This is a genomic window from Thalassolituus sp. UBA675 (genome assembly GCF_002297765.1).
In the GTDB taxonomy this organism is placed as follows: Bacteria; Pseudomonadota; Gammaproteobacteria; order Pseudomonadales; family Oceanobacteraceae; genus Thalassolituus.
The window spans coordinates 1-17,229 of the sequence record NZ_DBNJ01000015.1 but is presented as its reverse complement, the minus strand read 5'-3'; the positions used below and the strand labels follow the sequence as shown (position 1 = coordinate 17,229).

General features: G+C 51.7%; 16 protein-coding genes. 7 read left to right on the top strand and 9 right to left on the bottom strand.

Annotation, left to right across the window (positions count from 1 at the left end):
- Positions 1–59: 59 nt before the first annotated feature.
- Positions 60–557, bottom strand: a complete 498-nt coding sequence (locus tag B3007_RS07305) for a DUF523 domain-containing protein (protein WP_301378233.1) — start codon at positions 555–557, stop codon at positions 60–62.
- Complete coding sequence (locus B3007_RS07300) at positions 554–1,336, bottom strand: methyltransferase domain-containing protein (protein ID WP_301378234.1); 783 nt, start codon at positions 1,334–1,336, stop codon at positions 554–556. Before B3007_RS07300 ends, B3007_RS07305 begins: the two co-directional genes overlap by 4 nt.
- Positions 1,337–1,453: 117 nt before the next feature.
- On the opposite strand from B3007_RS07300, the gene B3007_RS07295 reads away from it, so the two are divergent.
- Positions 1,454–2,110 (top strand): GGDEF domain-containing protein, encoded by a 657-nt coding sequence (locus tag B3007_RS07295; RefSeq protein ID WP_301378235.1) that lies wholly within the window; start codon positions 1,454–1,456, stop codon positions 2,108–2,110.
- A gap of 7 nt (positions 2,111–2,117) precedes the next feature.
- Here the strand turns inward: B3007_RS07295 and B3007_RS07290 are convergent, their stop codons facing one another.
- Positions 2,118–3,134 (bottom strand): AraC family transcriptional regulator, encoded by a 1,017-nt coding sequence (locus tag B3007_RS07290; protein ID WP_301378236.1) that lies wholly within the window; start codon positions 3,132–3,134, stop codon positions 2,118–2,120.
- Positions 3,135–3,235: 101 nt separating this feature from the next.
- Between B3007_RS07290 and B3007_RS07285 the strand changes: the two genes are divergently transcribed.
- Positions 3,236–4,783: a flavin-containing monooxygenase gene (locus B3007_RS07285; protein ID WP_301378237.1), complete on the top strand. Its 1,548-nt coding sequence runs from the start codon at positions 3,236–3,238 to the stop codon at positions 4,781–4,783.
- Between the two features lie 67 nt (positions 4,784–4,850).
- Here the strand turns inward: B3007_RS07285 and B3007_RS07280 are convergent, their stop codons facing one another.
- Both B3007_RS07280 and B3007_RS07275 read right to left on the bottom strand, forming a co-directional pair.
- A complete protein-coding gene (locus tag B3007_RS07280) occupies positions 4,851–5,858 on the bottom strand; it encodes a 2-dehydropantoate 2-reductase (protein ID WP_301378238.1) in 1,008 nt (335 codons plus the stop codon).
- Positions 5,855–6,316: a YaiI/YqxD family protein gene (locus tag B3007_RS07275; protein ID WP_076515550.1), complete on the bottom strand. Its 462-nt coding sequence runs from the start codon at positions 6,314–6,316 to the stop codon at positions 5,855–5,857. Before B3007_RS07275 ends, B3007_RS07280 begins: the two co-directional genes overlap by 4 nt.
- A gap of 163 nt (positions 6,317–6,479) precedes the next feature.
- Here B3007_RS07275 and B3007_RS07270 point away from each other — a divergent pair, with 163 nt between their 5' ends.
- Positions 6,480–7,349 carry a metal-dependent hydrolase gene (locus B3007_RS07270; RefSeq protein ID WP_301378239.1) on the top strand — a complete coding sequence of 290 codons (870 nt, stop codon included), beginning with the start codon at positions 6,480–6,482 and terminating at the stop codon, positions 7,347–7,349.
- Between the two features lie 163 nt (positions 7,350–7,512).
- Positions 7,513–9,141 carry a long-chain-fatty-acid--CoA ligase gene (locus B3007_RS07265; protein ID WP_301378240.1) on the top strand — a complete coding sequence of 543 codons (1,629 nt, stop codon included), beginning with the start codon at positions 7,513–7,515 and terminating at the stop codon, positions 9,139–9,141.
- 84 nt (positions 9,142–9,225) lie between these two features.
- Here the strand turns inward: B3007_RS07265 and B3007_RS07260 are convergent, their stop codons facing one another.
- The 4 genes from B3007_RS07260 to B3007_RS07245 form a co-directional block, all read right to left on the bottom strand.
- Positions 9,226–9,792 carry a nucleotidyltransferase family protein gene (locus B3007_RS07260; RefSeq protein ID WP_301378241.1) on the bottom strand — a complete coding sequence of 189 codons (567 nt, stop codon included), beginning with the start codon at positions 9,790–9,792 and terminating at the stop codon, positions 9,226–9,228.
- Positions 9,793–9,908: 116 nt separating this feature from the next.
- Positions 9,909–10,808, bottom strand: coding sequence for a crotonase/enoyl-CoA hydratase family protein (locus B3007_RS07255; RefSeq protein ID WP_301378242.1), 900 nt, complete (start codon positions 10,806–10,808; stop codon positions 9,909–9,911).
- A complete protein-coding gene (locus B3007_RS07250) occupies positions 10,808–11,788 on the bottom strand; it encodes an NAD(P)H-dependent flavin oxidoreductase (RefSeq protein WP_301378243.1) in 981 nt (326 codons plus the stop codon). Before B3007_RS07250 ends, B3007_RS07255 begins: the two co-directional genes overlap by 1 nt.
- A gap of 79 nt (positions 11,789–11,867) precedes the next feature.
- The gene (locus B3007_RS07245; protein WP_301378244.1) at positions 11,868–15,950 is read right to left on the bottom strand and encodes a hypothetical protein; all 4,083 of its coding nucleotides are present in this window, start codon (positions 15,948–15,950) and stop codon (positions 11,868–11,870) included.
- 213 nt (positions 15,951–16,163) lie between these two features.
- On the opposite strand from B3007_RS07245, the gene B3007_RS07240 reads away from it, so the two are divergent.
- The 3 genes from B3007_RS07240 to B3007_RS07230 form a co-directional block, all read left to right on the top strand.
- Complete coding sequence (locus B3007_RS07240; protein WP_301181710.1) at positions 16,164–16,325, top strand: hypothetical protein; 162 nt, start codon at positions 16,164–16,166, stop codon at positions 16,323–16,325.
- A gap of 99 nt (positions 16,326–16,424) precedes the next feature.
- Positions 16,425–16,574 (top strand): hypothetical protein, encoded by a 150-nt coding sequence (locus B3007_RS07235; protein WP_301181709.1) that lies wholly within the window; start codon positions 16,425–16,427, stop codon positions 16,572–16,574.
- Positions 16,575–16,672: 98 nt separating this feature from the next.
- The coding region (locus tag B3007_RS07230) for a TolC family protein (protein WP_301378245.1) at positions 16,673–17,229 on the top strand (557 nt) is incomplete at its 3' end.

The window sequence follows — 17,229 nt, the reverse complement described above, 5'->3', positions numbered from 1 at the left end:
GCGCGCCATTTCAGAAACCTTCCCAAAAGTACCTATTTCACTTTGAACAACAGATTTCTTTAATCCTGATTCATCCATTGAATCAGTTCATCCGCCATATCCGGCGTAAAGCAGACAATATTATGCTGTTTCAATAACGCAGTGGTTACGCCGTCGCCGGCGATCAGGGTTCTGGTATGGCTGCCGTCATAGATTTCGCTGACACCGCATGAAGGTGATCTGGCTGCTAGCAGGGCTCCCTGGCATTGATAGCGTTGTGCCGTAGCGAGCGCTTTCTCTGCACCATGGATAAAGGCCTGTGTGACGTCGTCACCTTCATAGGTATGCACTTTCGCTGTGCCAGCGAGCACGGCGCTTCCTCCGCCTTGTTCTGCTTCAGCAGGCGGTCGTGGAGTGGGCAGGCCCCCCAGTGTCTCAGGGCACACAGGAACAAGACGTCCTTCTTCCATCCATTGGTCGAGCAGAGTTTTCAGGTGCGAGACTTTGCCAGCGTTGTCATCACCGTCATAACGTAGTGGCTCGCCGAGCAGGCAGGCACTGACCAGTAGCTTCTTCATTGAGCTTTCCGAAGTAAGAAGTGCACGTAGCGCCCGAGCCGCCGGTGAGGCTCTTTGAGCCCGGTTTCGAGGTCTGAGCGGTTGACGGCATCCTGACCAATACGCTCGCGGATTTTCTGATGCATATGATCATGCACACAGCGGATACCGCGCCAACGAAGCAGTTCGAATCCAAGATCAGTCATCGCTGCTTCAATGTCATCCGGGTTCAGTGGGTGCTGAGGGGCATTTCCTTCTTTCCGCAGCCTGGGGTTGGCGGATTCAGGCGCGTGAGTCCGGCCGTTCATAATCTGGCGCCACTGGTGGCCATGCAGGTTGTAAAACATCAGCGACAGCCAGCCTCCAGGTTTTACTTTGCTGGCAAGCACTGGCAGGGCCTCAAAAGGGTGCTCCAGCCACTCCAGAACCGCATGATTGAGAACAATGTCGAATTGCCCGGGAAAGAGCGATTCAACGTCCTGAAGGCGCCCTGGGCGAGTGGTTAGCTGTTGTTTCTCTGCTGCGAAGAGGTCATTAGCCAGACGCAGCATTTCTTCAGAGATATCGCAGAGGCTGATATCCGCACCCTGTTTAGCAAGCGAAAGACTGAACTGCCCCTGGCCTCCGCCGATATCAAGAACCTGCTTGCCTGCGATATCGACCTCGCAGTCGCTGAAGTCCTGTTCCAGCGCCATCAGGCGAAGCTGACCCCGCGGAGTAGCATAAATGGTTCGGCTGAAACGTTCGGCGAGATCGTCAAAATTCCGATCTTTCTGGGTGTCTGAATTCTGTTCTTTCATAGCTATCGTCCGGAGTGTCAGCAGATAATACCAGTAGCAGAGCAGATTTCTGTAGCTGGGCTATACTTCAGACGTATATCGCCTTTTTGATCAGCCGCAGGGAAGTGTTGTACCCGTATGTCTCCAGAGGATATGTTCGTTGAGAAACTCCACTGCCCGGTCGGTGAATCGCATTGCATTCTGTTCGATGAAGTAACGATACTGCGCAAGCAGGTTGTGACTGATCCGCTTACCGGACTGTTTAACGTCCGCCATTTCCGAAAAAGTCTTGAACACGAGCTGGAACGAACCCGCCGGACCGGCATGACGACGGCGCTGATCATGGTCGATCTCGATCACTTTAAGAACATCAATGACACTTGGGGGCACGAGAGTGGCAATCAGGTGCTCCAGACAGTTGCTCAGCTGCTACAGGATCAGACCCGTAAACTCGACATCTGTTGCCGCTATGGTGGCGAGGAATTCGCCGTGATTCTGCCCTCCACCGAACTCATGTTGGCGCGTCAGGTGGCTGAGCGTTGCCTTAACGCTTTGCGGGAAACCGTTATACCTCTTGATGAAACCGACCTTCAGGTCACTGCCAGTATTGGTGTTGCTGTTGCGGATAACAGCGCAAAGACAGCAGAGAGCCTGATCGAGAATGCCGATGAATGTATGTATGAGGCAAAAAGAGGCGGGCGCAATCAGGTGGTTAGCAAACGTCCTCAACCTTCTGAAAGCGCCGTCAGTGCTGATGAGCGGGATGCTCTGCGTGGCCTCTTCGGAGACGATTGAGGTTTACTCAGGACTCTCGTTTTCGGTATTGGGCCGGCGTCATGCTGTGCCACTTTTTAAATGCCCGGATAAAGGCCGCCGCCTCGGTGTAGCCTAACTTTCCTGCGATCACTTCGATGCTGTCTTCGGTGGTATCCAGTAAACGGCACGCTTTCTCTGAACGTACAGATTCGAGCAACTGCTGGAACGTCGTTCCCTCTTCTTTGAGCTGCCGCCTGAAACTGCGCTCACTGGTGCTGAAGGTATCGGCGCATTCATTGATAGAAGGATAGCCCTCCCGGAACATTCCCAGATACTTTTGAACGCGGTCGCTGAGATTGTTCGTTTCTGGCTGGCGGCGCTGTTTCAGCAGTTCGTCGCATTGCTGCTGGTAAAGGCTGAGGGCCGTTGGGTTAGCATTGGGCAGAGGCTGATCCAGAAGTGCCGCGTCAAAGACGAAACGTGCGACATCGGTCCCGAATTCGACCGGGCAGGCGAACGTATCCCGATAGAAGTCAGCTTCAAATGGCTCTGGATAAGGCACAGAGATCAGTTTCTGCATTTTCTGCTGGCCGAGCATGGTCTGCATCATGCTGAGAAACTGAAAGGTGCCAGCGACATCTCGATCGATAATAAAGCGGTGCAGTTCTTCGGGAACATGATAGGGATGCAGTACCAGTGCAGCCTGATCGCCGCTGACTTCAAAGTCGAGTCGGCTGAACAGATAGCTCAATTCCTGATACTTGATACCCAGCTCAATGCCTTCTTTTACTGTGCTGCAGCTCATCAACATCATCGCAAAAGCACCGTAGGCGGCGATGCCAAACGTGCTCGAAAGCTTCATTGCTGCCAGCGGATCATGACGTAGATCAACATAAAGGTCAGAAAGCACAGCCAGTTCATCTGCCTGCGAAATCACCGCCGAGGCATCAATCTGATCTGGGTTAATACCGTTACGAGCCAGAGCTGGCGCGGGGTCTATGCCGTATTTCTTATGTATCTGCTCGGCGGTAAAGCTGAGCGCAAGTATCGATCTTAGGGTCATGGTGGCCGAAATTGTTAATTAGCAGGAAATTCCTGACATGGTTGAGCGCTGACTGCCCCGGCTAAAGTACACAACATAATAACGCGACGGAGCAGAAAACAATGAAAGAAATGAATAACACTCTGCCGAAGTATACAGATACAGTCATCATCGGCGCAGGTCTTGGCGGCCTGGCGATGGGCATTGGTATGCAGAAGAAAGGCCTTAACGATTACATCATTATCGAGAAGTCCACCGAAGTGGGTGGTACATGGCGCGATAATTCGTATCCGGGCTGCGCCTGTGATGTTCAGTCGCACCTGTATTCATACTCTTTCACTAATAAGTCTGACTGGACCAAGCGCTACGCGCCATGGAACGAGATTCAGCAATATATTCTCGATACTGTAGCAGAATATAACGTGCGTCCGAATATCCGTTTCGGGCTGGAAGTGAACAGTGCTGAATTTGACGAAAAGTCAGCTATCTGGACGGTAGGTACCGCAGATGGTCAGACGGTTCAGTGCCGCTACTTCGTGCTGGCAACAGGGCCTCTGCATGTTCCTCAGATTCCCAATATCCCAGGGCTGGATAAGTTTAAGGGCAAGGTCATGCATTCGGCTCAGTGGGACCATGACTATGACCTGAAAGGTAAAAAGGTCGCGTCGATCGGTACCGGTGGTAGTGCCATTCAATACGTACCAGAGATTGCTCCGGATGTAGAACAGATTGATGTATATCAGCGCACGGCGGCCTGGGTTATTCCTCGTGACGAGCGCCCATATAGTAAGGCCAGTAAATGGGTATTTAATAAGTTTCCATCGCTGCGTCGCTTGTATCGTTCACGTCTGTACTTCACGAATGAAATGCGTGTCTGGCCGATTTTTAACCCAGCCATTGCAAAAGCCGTGGAGTTCTTTGCGAAGCGCTTTATTAACCTTCAGGTTAAAGACCCGGAAGTACGTGCGAAACTCACGCCGGATTACACCATTGGTTGTAAGCGTATCCTGATTTCGAACAAGTGGTATAAAACTTTTAACCGTAAAAATGTTGGCCTGGTTACCGATGGCATCAGCGAAATTCGAGAGAACTCTATCGTTGATAAAAATGGCGTAGAACGTGAGTGCGATACCATTATTCTGGGCACTGGGTTTATCGTAGATCCTCGCGGATATATGGATAAATTCAATCTGAAAGGTCTGCCGGGCCACGACATTCTGGAAGACTGGAAAGACGGCGCTGAAGCGTACCTGGGGAATACAGTCACAGGGTATCCGAACATGTTTGAACTGGTCGGACCAAACTCTGGTCTGGGTCACAACTCCATCATTTTCATGATCGAAGCGCAGGTTCACTACATTCTTGAATGTATGAAAGAAGCGAAGAATCGTGGTGTTGATTACCTGAACGTGAAGAAAACCGCACAGGATCAGTTCAACGAAGAGATTCAGGAGCGCATTAAAGGATCTGTATGGACTTCTGGCTGTTCCAGCTGGTACCAGCAGTCCGATGGTAAAAACTTTGTTCTCTGGCCTTACTCAACGCTGGAGTTCTGGAAGCGTAACAAGAGTGTCGTCACCGCTCACTATGATTGGGTAAAAGTGGATGCGGCAACGAAAGGCAATAAGGTGACAGCGGCGAAAGCGAAAAAAGCAGAAGCGGTTGCCTGATGAAAAGTTAGTCATACGGTAGGCGGGTCTTACAGACCGATCGAAGCCTGCTCTTTGCGGCGCTGATTCAGCGCCGCTTTTTTATTTCTTCGAGAATGTCATCACTCGGAATTCCAGGCGTTCGCCGACCTTCTTCGATATCTTTAATTAACTCAATAAGCGTCAAATTGGCAGGTACTTGCAGACCCAGCGCGTGAGCGGCTCTGACAACTGCGCCATTAATGTAGTCAATTTCGGTTGCTTGTTGGTTGTTAAGATCTTCCCACATTGACGATCTCGCCTGAGGATCAATCGCGAGCATTGAAGAGGCGAGTTTCTTAAACCATGAATCAGGAGCCTTCAGGAGGACAGGAATCCATCGTGCAGGCAGTTTGGTTAATTTCGGCAGCTTCAGCTGTTCTTGTTTGGTGACTTCTATTAACTCGCTCATCGCCAGGCTGAGAATGGTCCGGTAGCCTCGGGTTTCAAGCTCCTGCTTCAGTGGCAGGTTACTCACTGCGTTAATCGCATTATTGAGGTTCAGCTGTAATTTTGCCCACTGTAATGCCTCGAAGCCTGAGGTCGTGTGTAGCCGGAACCCCATGTCATAAAAGGCGCTATCGAGTTCATTAGCGATAGTGCTATCAATCAGCTCTTCGCAGTAAACATCGCCTTCGGTTCCACGATGAAACCGACAGTTGTCCATGGGGGCGACATTGAAGCCGACGATGCCGCGGATGACCGGGTTCCTCAGCTGCCGCAGCATGTCGTCGCTGCCGATGCCGTTCTGCAGGCTGATGACGGGCGTTGTCTTCGCTGCAAATGCCTGAAGTTGCTGGGCAGCTTCGTGGACTGCCAGACATTTTACTGTGAGCAGAATGAGGTCCGCAGAGGCCAGAGCATCTGTCGAATCCGTGACGGTCAGATTTGAGTATTGGCAGTCCCTTTCCTGATAATCGCTCAGCGCCATATGTCCGGCACGGTTGAATGCATTGATCAGTCGCTCACGCCCGATCAGGGTAACTTCATGGTGTTTGCTCAATACGGCACCGAGATAGCAACCGATTGCTCCCGCGCCCAGAACTGCTATTTTCATGTGGATGCCCGTTTTGCGCGCGCCAGCCAGCGGTCCAGAGAGTTGGCAAAGGTTTGCTTATCTTTGTCTGAAAACGCCGCAGGCCCGCCACTCTGGACGCCCGAAGAGCGCAGGGTTTCCATAAAGTCACGCATTTGCAGCTTTTGCCGGATTGTCTGCGGGTTATAGGTCTCGCCCCGGTTGTTGATGACGTCGACTTTGTTTTCCATAACCTCGGCAGCGAGAGGAATATCCTGGGTAATCAGCAGGTCGCCAGCGACCGCTTCCTGCGCGATGTAGTTATCTGCGACATCGAAGCCCGGCTCCACCTGATGTGAAGTAATGCACGGGTGCGGCGTCACCGGAACCCTGTGGTTGGCGACAAAACGTGTGGTCATTTCGGTGCGTATAGCCGCCTTACAGATGATCTCTCGAACGGCTTTTGGCGTGGCGTCGGCATCGACCCAGATCGTTGGCATAGTTGATCAGCCTGTCAGTTATTTGCCACACATTATGACCTAAAGCGGTATTTTTTTTCACCGGAGATTGTTTGCTTTCAACCTGTTGCCGGTATGCGTCTCGGGTGACTATAAATAAAACACAACAACAGATGACTTAAACCTGTTCTGACAGGAGGACACTATGACAGCAACTGCAGATCATCCGGCCATTAAGCCACGGCACATGTCGATGCCGTTCGAGCAACTGGATACGCCTTATTTCTTCGACAATAACGCATTACTTTCTGCATTTTTTGCCGCATTGTCGTCCACCTTTCCTGCGGGTGAGGGCGAGTTTATCGCTTCTGTCCGTCAGTATCGCGACAAGATCAAAAGCCCAAAGCTGAAGGAAGAAATCCGCGGTTTTATTGGTCAGGAAGGACATCATAGCCGTCAGCATGAGCGCGTGAATGAAGCCCTGCGCGAGCTTGGCTTCGACGCGGTTGCGCTCGACAAAGACCTGGGCAACTACATCCAGAAGCACGTAGTTAATCGCTCTGATAAGTTCCGCCTGGCGATGACTGTCTGCATGGAGCACCTCACTGCGATTCTTGCTGAGCATCTGCTGACTTACCCAGAGACCTTAGAGAATCTGGCTCCGTCAGTGCAGGACCTGCTCTACTGGCATGCAGTTGAAGAGATTGAGCATAAGTCTGTCGCCTTTGACACCTTTATGAGCACCGAAGGTGATCAGAAATACCTGCGCTGGTGTCAGGTGTATGCCACGCTGTTTTTCTTCCACCGCATCGGCTGGTACACCATCAAACTGCTGTGGTGGCAGCGTAAAATGCCGTCCTGGAAGGAATTCAAAGGCTTCTGGCGTTTCATGACCGGTAAGAAGGGTATGTTTACTGGTGTAACCAAAAACTACCTGGACTGGTTCAAGAAAGGTTTCCACCCATGGGACCACGACAATATGGATCTGATCGAGCGTTGGAAAACCGAGTTCTACCGTGAAGAGCAGGACATGAAACTGCAGAAAGAAAAAGACAAGCTGAAAGCGGCCAGTTAATTGACCAAACTTGAAGCTTAGTCACATAAAGGCCGCCGACGAGCGGCCTTTTTTATGGTCAGCTACACCCTGACCTCTATATTTGGACACAAACCACCTTGTCATTCGTAAACGACCTACCTATCGTAACAGGCACAAAAATAAACACCTCTGGAGAACTCCTATGCAAGGTCTGATGATGGATCGCCCACTGCTGGTATCAACATTGTTGCAGCATGCGGAAGCGACCTACCCGAATACTGAAATTGTGAGTCGTCGCTGTGAAGGTGATATTCACCGTTACACCATGAAAGACGCTGCCAGCCGTGCCCGTAAAGTGGCTAACCTGCTGACCCGTCTTGATATTCAGGACAGCGATCGTGTAGCCACACTGGCGTGGAACAACTATCGCCATTTCGAGTTGTATTACGGTATTTCTGGCTTTGGTGCGGTACTGCACACCATTAACCCGCGCTTGTTCGCCGAGCAGTTGGTGTACATCATCAATCATGCTGAAGACCGCTACATTTTTGTCGACCTGACCTTCGTGCCACTACTCGAGGCGATCCTTCCACATATCGGTAACGTCGAAGGCTTCATCATTTTGTGTGATGAAGACAAAATGCCGGAGACCAAGCTACCTAATGCGCTTTGTTATGAAACGCTGCTGGCGGCAGAATCCGACGAATTTGAATGGCCTGAGTTTCCTGAAACCAAAGGTGCCAGCATGTGCTACACCTCAGGTACCACGGGTAACCCGAAAGGCGTTCTCTATTCACACCGCTCAACCTGCCTGCACGCGTTTGCTTCCGTCGGTGAAGAGGTGATGGGCCTGTCATCCAGTTCATGCTTCCTGCCGGTTGTTCCTATGTTCCATGTGAACGCCTGGGGCACGCCGTACTCTGCATGTATTACTGGGGCCAAGCAGGTATTCCCGGGGCCAGGGATGGATGGCGCTTCTCTGTGGGAGCTGATCGAAGCAGAAGAGCCTGATCTGCTGTTAGGTGTTCCGACGGTATGGCTGATGCTGCTGAATCATATGGACAGCATTGGTAAGAAACTGGAATCAGTGAAGAACGTGATTGTTGGTGGTGCTGCCGCGCCTCTGCAGATGATTAAAGACTTTGATCAGAAGCACGATGCCTTCCTGATTCATGCCTGGGGGATGACCGAAACCAGCCCGATCGGGACGATCAATGCGATGAACCCGATCATGGCGAAACTGCCTAAAGAAGAGCAGTACCAGCTTCAGCGTAAGCAGGGCCGCCCTATCTTTGGTATCGAAATCAAGATTATTGATGACGAAGGTAATCGCCTGCCGCATGACGGTGAGACATACGGTCGCCTGATGATTCGTGGGCCATGGGTGGTGAACGGCTATTACAACAACGACGATACCTCCAGTTTTGAAGACGGCTGGTTTGATACCGGCGATGTGGCGACGATCGACCCTGACAGCTATATGAACATCGTTGACCGCTCTAAGGACGTTATTAAGTCTGGTGGTGAGTGGATCAGCTCGATTGACCTTGAAAATACAGCGGTAGGCCACCCGGATTTGGCAGAATGCTGTGTGATCGGTGCTCGTCATCCCAAGTGGGATGAGCGTCCGATCTTACTGGCGATCAAAAATGAAGGTGCCGACGTTGATGAGGCCAGTGTGCTTGAATATCTCGAAGGTAAGATCGCTAAATGGTGGATGCCCGATGCCGTTATTTTCGTAGAGTCTCTGCCTCATACCGCGACCGGTAAGTTGCTGAAAATTGACCTGCGTAAAGACTATGAGAACTATCTGATCGAAAACGCCAACTGATCATAAGTCAGGCGCTTCTTATTGGAGCGGTTTAGAGAAAGCCCGGTTTGCATACGCAATCCGGGCTTTTTTGTATTTGAGGAATCAGGCCGGGTAAGGAAGATCTTCCGGGCGATTAACGTCAGAGTGAATCATAGAGTCTCCGATCATGACATTAACGTAGGGGGCGTCTGGTATCAGGCGCGCTTCTGTCCTGTGACCGTGCAACTGCATCAGTTCGAAGGCGTGTTCTTTTCTGAAGCCGGTTGGATATCCGGGCTGACCATATTCATCAATAGGGCGGGCACAATCGTGGTCTTCGAGGTGGGACGCGAGAACCCGGTAGGTTTCGGCCGTGATCCACGGCATATCGGCTCGGGCAATGATCCAGCCATCCCAGTCCTGATTTGCGTGCACGCCAAAAGCAATGCTGTCACCGATACCGCGGGCGGCATCCGGGCATACGCCGGCTTCAGCGCCATCGTCGATACAGTGGTCAAGTATGGATTGATCGCCTTCATGCAGTACGACATAACATGGCAGACCAGACTGAAGGGCGTTTTCAATACTGGCTTTCAGCATACATGTCTGACCCGGCCAGGGGGCGCATCGTTTGTCACTGCCAAAACGGGAACTACGACCCGCAGCGAGAAGGATAATGCCTGTTTTCATCGTTAATCCTCCCTGTCAGAGGTGTTCGATACTTATCCGACGCTATCACAGGCTATTGACCGACAGCTCAGTAAAAATGTTACTGCCTGTCGGTTACACAAGGCGGCCTTGTGAGGTCAGTCTGATGATTCAACGTCATCCCACCAGGGATAGACATCTGGCATATCAGTGCTGACACGGCCCTGAAAGTCGGACGGGCGTTTTTCTAAGAAGCTCGCCACACCTTCTTTGCCGTCTTTCAGGCTGGTGTAGAACATTCCGAGCGACTCAATCTTATGTGCTTCTGCCGGATGAGTCATCGCACTGTTGCGGTACATCATCTGGCGAATCATGGCCACAGATACAGCAGAGCGCTGAGCTATGCTGGCTGCGAGGCGCCGGGCTTCCTGCAACAGTTCGTCGGCGGGAACGACTTTGCTGACAAAGCCTGCATCTTTGGCCTCATCTGCCTTAAAAATATCGGCCGTCATCGTCCATTCGAGTGCTTTCGAAATGCCGACAATCCGCGGTAAGAACCAACTGGAGCAGGCCTCTGGCACGATACCGACCTTACTGAACACGAAACCGATACGAGTATGCTCACAGGCGAGACGAATATCCATGGCACAGGTCATGGTTGCGCCAATTCCTACTGCGGCACCGTTGATCGCCGCAATAACTGGTTTAGTGCAGCGGAAAATCGCCAAAGCAACTCGACCACCGGTATCGCGCACACCCTCGACGATCTCTTTGTCGCTGAAGCGCTCATTCAGGTCACTGAGTGTCGGCTGCTGGGATTCATCCAGTCCGAAGACGTTCCCTTCTTTTGACAGATCCATACCTGCACAGAAAGCCTTACCTGCGCCGGTGACAATGATGGCTCGGACATCATCGTCCGCACTGGCGCGATCAATTGCATGAATCAGCTCGTTGCACATTTCAACCGTGAAGGCGTTCATCTGCTCAGGACGGTTAAGAGTCAGTGTCAGAACGTGATCGTTGACGCTCCAGTCGAGGGTAGAGTAGGAATGGCTCATCAGAAGTCTCCAGTGAAAGAAGAAACGGCGTTCTGGTATTCGGCTTTCAGGCGCTTAACCAGCTCGGCAGTTGTCGGTACGTCAGCGATGCTGCCAACCCCATGACCCGCTGACCATAGATCTTTCCATGGCTTAGCGCTGGTGGCCTGAGCCATTTTTTCTGTATCCAGTTCTGCACCAAAATCGACATGATCGGGTTTCTGATGCGTGGCGAGGTCAATATCGTGGGCGTCCAGTGAAGGCTTCAGGAAAGAAGCATTCACGCCCGAAATCTTCGGTGTATAAACAATGTCGCCAGCGCTGCTGGTGGTCAGCATTTCTTTGTATTCAGGCTGCACCTGGCATTCCTGAGTGCCTATAAAACGGGTACCCATGTAGGCCATATCAGCGCCCATCATCCTGGCTGTGGCGACGTCACGCCCGGTACTCAGGCTACCCGCCAGCAGAATCGTTTTATCAAAGAACTGCTTCAGCTCATTAATCAGCGCAAACGGATTCCAGTCACCGGCATGGCCTCCGGCGCCACCACAGACAGCTATTAAACCGTCCACGCCAACCGAGGCAGCTTTGCGCGCGAAGCGGGTATTCACGACATCATGGAAAACGACGCCGCCGTAACTGTGTACGGCATCCACAACATCCTGAACTGCCCCAAGGGAGGTGATTACCAGAGGCACCTTGTGCTTAACAATGATTTCCAGATCCTGCTGCAGGCGGGCGTTACTTTTGTGTACGACCAGATTAACTCCAAACGCTGCGGCGGGTTCACCGGTTTGCTCTGCGTGAGCATCGAGATCCGCGCGGATTTCGGTCAGCCACTGATCCAGGCCTTCGCTTGAGCGCTGGTTTAATGCCGGAAACGTACCAATCACACCGGCTTTGCAGCACTCAGTGACCAGGCTAGGGCCAGAGGCCAGAAACATAGGGGCAACCACCACGGGTAATTTGAGGCCGGGTCGCAAAGAATCGGGCAATGACATGAACAGTCTCCGGAAAATAAAAAACGGGGAATGATATTCTCATTCCCCGTGATTGGATTAAACAGTCGATTGTGCCAAATCAGGCTCTGACACGCCCTGTCAGCAGAGGTGCAGAGAGCAGGGCCAGCAACCAGAATATGGCACCGCCTCCAGAACCGCCACCGCCAGAAGAGGCTGCAGGCGCAGGGTCCACGTTTGAAAGCACCCGGATCGTCATCTCTGCCGAGTCACTGAGTTTCGGAATGCCGTTATCAGTCACAGTAGCTGAAATTGTGTAGTCCCCTGCAACCAAACCATCAGAGCTGAAGGTGATGCTGTTACCTAACTCATAGGAGTCAGCCAGGTTAATATCGTCGGACGACCACTCGACATAATGACGATCTGAGGTGTCTTCATCGGAGATAATAACCTCAATAGTAACATCGCCCATACCCTCAAGGATGGCCGCTTCCTCTCTACCTGCCTGAGTTAGAATTAAAGCTACGCTAGGAGCATTAAGATTCACATCCAGTGTGCCGTCGCCATTACTGTCGCGATAAACAACACCGTTCATGATGAGCCCCGGAAGTTGTCGGTCTGAACCGAAATCCCACACCTCACTATCCCAGTTTTCGTAGAGTGTACCTTTGTCGGTGCAGGTGAAATTGTTGGGAGAGGTTGGACATTGAAGCTCGCTAAGCAAGGCACCGAAGTATTCACTTCTGCTGCCTGCACTATTTGATCGGGTGCTGGCGTCTGTTGCCCAATATAAGAACGCGTTATTATTGTTGGAACCAACACTATAGCCCAGCAGACCGCCACCGCTATCGCTTTCAACGTACCCTGCCGAAAGGCCTTCAGAGAGGTTGCTGTCGCTAAGTCGGCCAATCAGGCCCCCTACATCGTATTTGCTTTCTGCTAGAATGGCAGCGCTGGAGAATACATTATTGACGGTACTATCATATACCGCACCTGCGATGCCGCCAGCGTGCTTGGAGGTTCTAACACTGCCTAAGACGAATATGTTGTTAAGCTTGGCATAGCCTACATTGGCTGCGAGTACGCCTGCTTGATTGCTGCCGGTTACCGATGTCATGAAGCCAGTCATAGCTATACGACTGATTTCGGCAGGCAGGGCTTTAGTACCTTCGACATGACCAAATAGTCCTGCATCACCGGTTCTGTCCACGTAAAGGTTGCGTATTTGGTGGCCATTACCGTCAAACTTGGCACGAAATTCACCAAAGTCGGAAGAGCCAATCGGCTCCCAGCCCTCACCATCATTCCAGTAGGCATCCAGCTCATTAATCTGACCATCGCTATTGGTATCAAAATCCAGATCAGAGGTCAGTTCATATCCGGCGCAACGCTGCTCCATCGAACCCTCCCGGATGAGACCTGGACATCCCGTGCTGTCTATACCTTGGTATTCATCAAATCGTTGACCTATTCCATCAAGAGAAAATCGTATGGCGTTTAACTCTTCTAATGAAGCGACGTCTATCAGGCCATCAGAGTCAGCATCGGCGTCAATGATGCCGTCGTTATTATCGTCGGTGTCGACCGCATCGGTGATGCCGTCGTTATCACGATCATTTGGATAATCATCATAGGATAAACCGCTGTTGGTCTGGCAGATTGTGTCACAGCCGTCGGCCCATTTATCGACCAGACCATCATTATCGGCATCTTGCGATGCAGCAGCTGAAGCTGGGAAGGCGTCGTAAGTTAATCCTGACTGCTCTCTGCATACTGCGTCGCAACCAGTTGTCCACCGGTCTGCTGCTCCATCACTATCTAGGTCCATGGAAGCGGAAAAGTTATATGGAAAGGCATCACTCTCGTCCCGAGAGCCATCGCCGTCGCTGTCACGGTAAACATGATCCCCCATGATCAGTCCGGGTAGCTGCAGGCCCGTTCCAAAATCCCATACATCACTGCTCCAGCTTGCGTATAATGTGCCGTTATTAGTGCAGGTGCTATTGTTGGGAGAAGTCGGGCACTGAAGCTCACTCAGGAGTGCACCAAAGTATGAGGCATTAGAACCTGGACTCGTTTCCTGGCGACTAGTGTCGGTCGCCCAGAAAAGGGATTCGTAGTTGTTCTGAGTGTCGATGCCCAGCAGGCCATACCCGTTTTCAACATACCCCGTCGTCAGGCTATTTGAAAGGTTGCTACTGTAACTCTCTCCGATTAGTCCACCTCCCAAATTCGGGCGGTATACATTGTCGTTGATGGCGACGCTTGAGAATACATTGCTGATCCGAGTTTCTGTAATATTGGCTGCAAGTCCGCCACTATAACGAAAGGACTTATTTACTTCGATACTCCCGGTTAGGAACACTCGGTCAATTTCAGCCTTATTTATTCCAGCAGCCAATAATCCACCTACCCCATACGTAACTTGGACTCTCCCGTTTATGGCGATTTTAGTAATTCGAGGGGGAAAATGGTCATTGCCTGCTATCTCTCTAAACAATCCGGCGTTTCCCGGCTGGTTAATATACAAATTATCTATCAGATGACCATTACCGTTGAAGTGGCCAGAGAACCCGCGACCGCCGCTAATCGGTATCCACCCTTTACCATCGTTCCAGTAGGTATCCAGCTCATTCATCTTGCCATCGCCATTGGTATCAAAATCCAGATCAGCAACCAATTCGTATCCGTGGCAGCGCTGCTGCGCAATACCTTCCCAAAGTATGATCGGGCAACCTGAGTTATCCCAGAGTCCTTCGTCGACCATTACTTGCCCTGAGCCATCGAGCCCGAATCGGACTGCATTAAGTTCTTCTAGCGAAGCAATATCGATCAGGCCGTCAGAGTCGGCATCGGCATTAGTGACGCCGTCATTATTATCATCGGTATCGATAGCGTCGCTGACGCCGTCGTTATCACGATCACTTGGAAAATCATCGAAGGTTAAGCTGCTGCTAATCTGGCAGGCTGTGTCACAGCCGTCGGCCCACTCATCGACCAGACCATCCAGGTCGGCATCCAGATATGCCGCGTCGGAGGATGGGAACGCGTCGAAAATCATGCCACTATTAATACGGCAGTTGATATCGCAGCCAAGAGTAAAGCGATCAGGGGAGCCATCGCTATCGGTATCCATTGACGCCGCAAACGTGTCTGAGTAAGCATCGTCTTCGTCCAGGGCGCCATCTCCGTCGCTGTCACGGTAAACACGATCACCCATTATCAGTCCGGGTAGTTGCTGACTAGTTCCAAAGTTCCATACCTCACTGTTCCAACTTTCGAATAAGGTGCCGGTAACGGCACAGGTGTCGTTGTCTGAGGATGTTGGACATTGAAGTTCACTCAATCGTGCACCAAAGTAGGAGGCGTTAGAGCCTCGGCTTGTTTCCTGGCCACTAGTGTCGGTTGCCCAGTATAAGGACTCGCTGTTATTCGGATAGTTGTAGCCCAATAGACCGTAACCGTTTTCAACATATCCTGTCGCAATGCTATTGGAGAGCTCGCTGTCATCGAGGTAACCGATCAGGCCACCTTGATAATTGCCTCGTAGGAGAGCAGCACTGGAGAATACATTACTCACAGTGCTGTCGGAGATTGTGCCCGCGAGGCCGCCAGTATACGCTTGGGATCTGATACGACCGGTGATAAAAACGCGATCAATCTCAGCATAATTAACGCGGGCAGCGAGTGCGCCGGCATGATAGCGACCGGTAATGGATGTCATTAGACCGGTAATGGCTAATTTGGTTATTGTGGAGGGACGGGTGGACGTGCCTTCGATGTAACCAAATAGCCCAGCAGTACTACTGGTTCTATTGATGTAGAGGTTGCGTATCTGATGGCCGTTACCATGAAAGTCGCCTGTGAAGGCGTTTGAAGAAGACGAGCCTATCGGCCCCCAGCCCTGACCATCATTCCAGTAAGTGTCCTGTTCATTCATCTGGCCATCGCCGTTGGTATCGAAGTCCAGATCCGTCGTTAGCTCAAAGCCATTACAACCCTCTTCCGGGCAGCCTGTGCTGTCACCATACAGGGCTGCGCCATCAAGGTGATTACGGATTTCGTTCAGGTCGGCAAGGTCGTTAATTTCGATCAGGCCGTCGTCGTCGAGGTCATAGTCGGCGCGATCGCCAGCAGCTATGGCGTTAAAGGACAGGATGGTACTGCAGAGTAGGGCGGCTCTGCTGATGGCGCGGATGTACATTATTGGTGGTTCTCCCATGTCAGGGAGGCACGTCAGAGGTCTTACAGCGTGAGTCCGCTGTATTCTTCGAGTGCATACATCCCTGTATGAATTCAATGTGGCAGGAGGTTACCATACTGGCCTCTTCATCTGAATCAGATTCCGTGGAATTTGCGTGGGGTTGCGTGGGGTAACGTGGGGAAAATTGACGCCGCGCGCCTGGAGATTTAACCTATGAGTGTCTTATATGGTTTCTTCAGAGTGCTGATGTCGCGACGTTTCCGATTTTCCGGTGTATTGCTTATGTTGCTGGCTATTCTGGCTCAGCCGGTGTTGGCTGCCGGGTCGTTGTGCAGCCTGGGTCATGGTGGTTCATCCGACATAGTTAGTACGTAGATGGCGCATGACCATTCGATGCATGAGCATCATGGGAATGACATCAGTAAAGCTTCCGAACCGAACAGCCATAACTGCTGCGACAGTGGCACGTGTGATATGCCTGAATGCTCTGTGCATATTATGGGGCTGACGGGGCTCAGCGTGTCGATTCCTGTCATCAATATTACAAGCTCAATCTCTTCGATGGTCGCTCAAGATCATCCTTCTGTTGCGGATTCTCTCTACCGCCCACCCATTCTGGCCTGACCCAGGATAAGTGCGCCCGGAATACGGGTTTGCACGCCTCATTTATAGCTATTTTTTAAGTTTTTCTCTTTAGAGGCGAAAGCCAGAGACGCTTTGTTATGTCGTTAAAATTATCCAGTGCGCGGTGGTTAGGTCTTGTCGCGCTGACGTTATCAGGTCAGGTGTTTTCTGCTGAGCTGACACTCAATCAGGCTATCGAGCAGGCGCTTGAACAGGACCTGTGGCAAACCAGCAGTGTGCAACGTGAGCAGGCCTTGATTGACCGTGCTCAGTCGAGCGGTTCATTGCCTGACCCTTCGGTCACTCTGACGGCAGGAAATTTCCCGGTCGATACCTTTGATATCCAGCAGGAGCCGATGACGCAGTTAAGTGTCGCGGTGACGCAGATGTTTCCCCGTGGGGACAGTCGTGCACTGACTGCGCAGAGAAATCGGGAGCTGTCATCTCAGCAGCCGCTGTTACGCCAGGATCGCGCTTTAAGAGTCAGGCAAGCGGTTACCCGCCTTTGGCTGCAGGGCTATCAGGCGCAGGAAAGCATCAAGCTGATGGAGCAGGAGCGTGATCTGCTTCGTCAGTTGGTCGATGCCGCCCGGGCAGGTTATGCATCGGGACTAAATAACACCCGCCAGCACACTGCTGTCCCACAGTTTTGGGA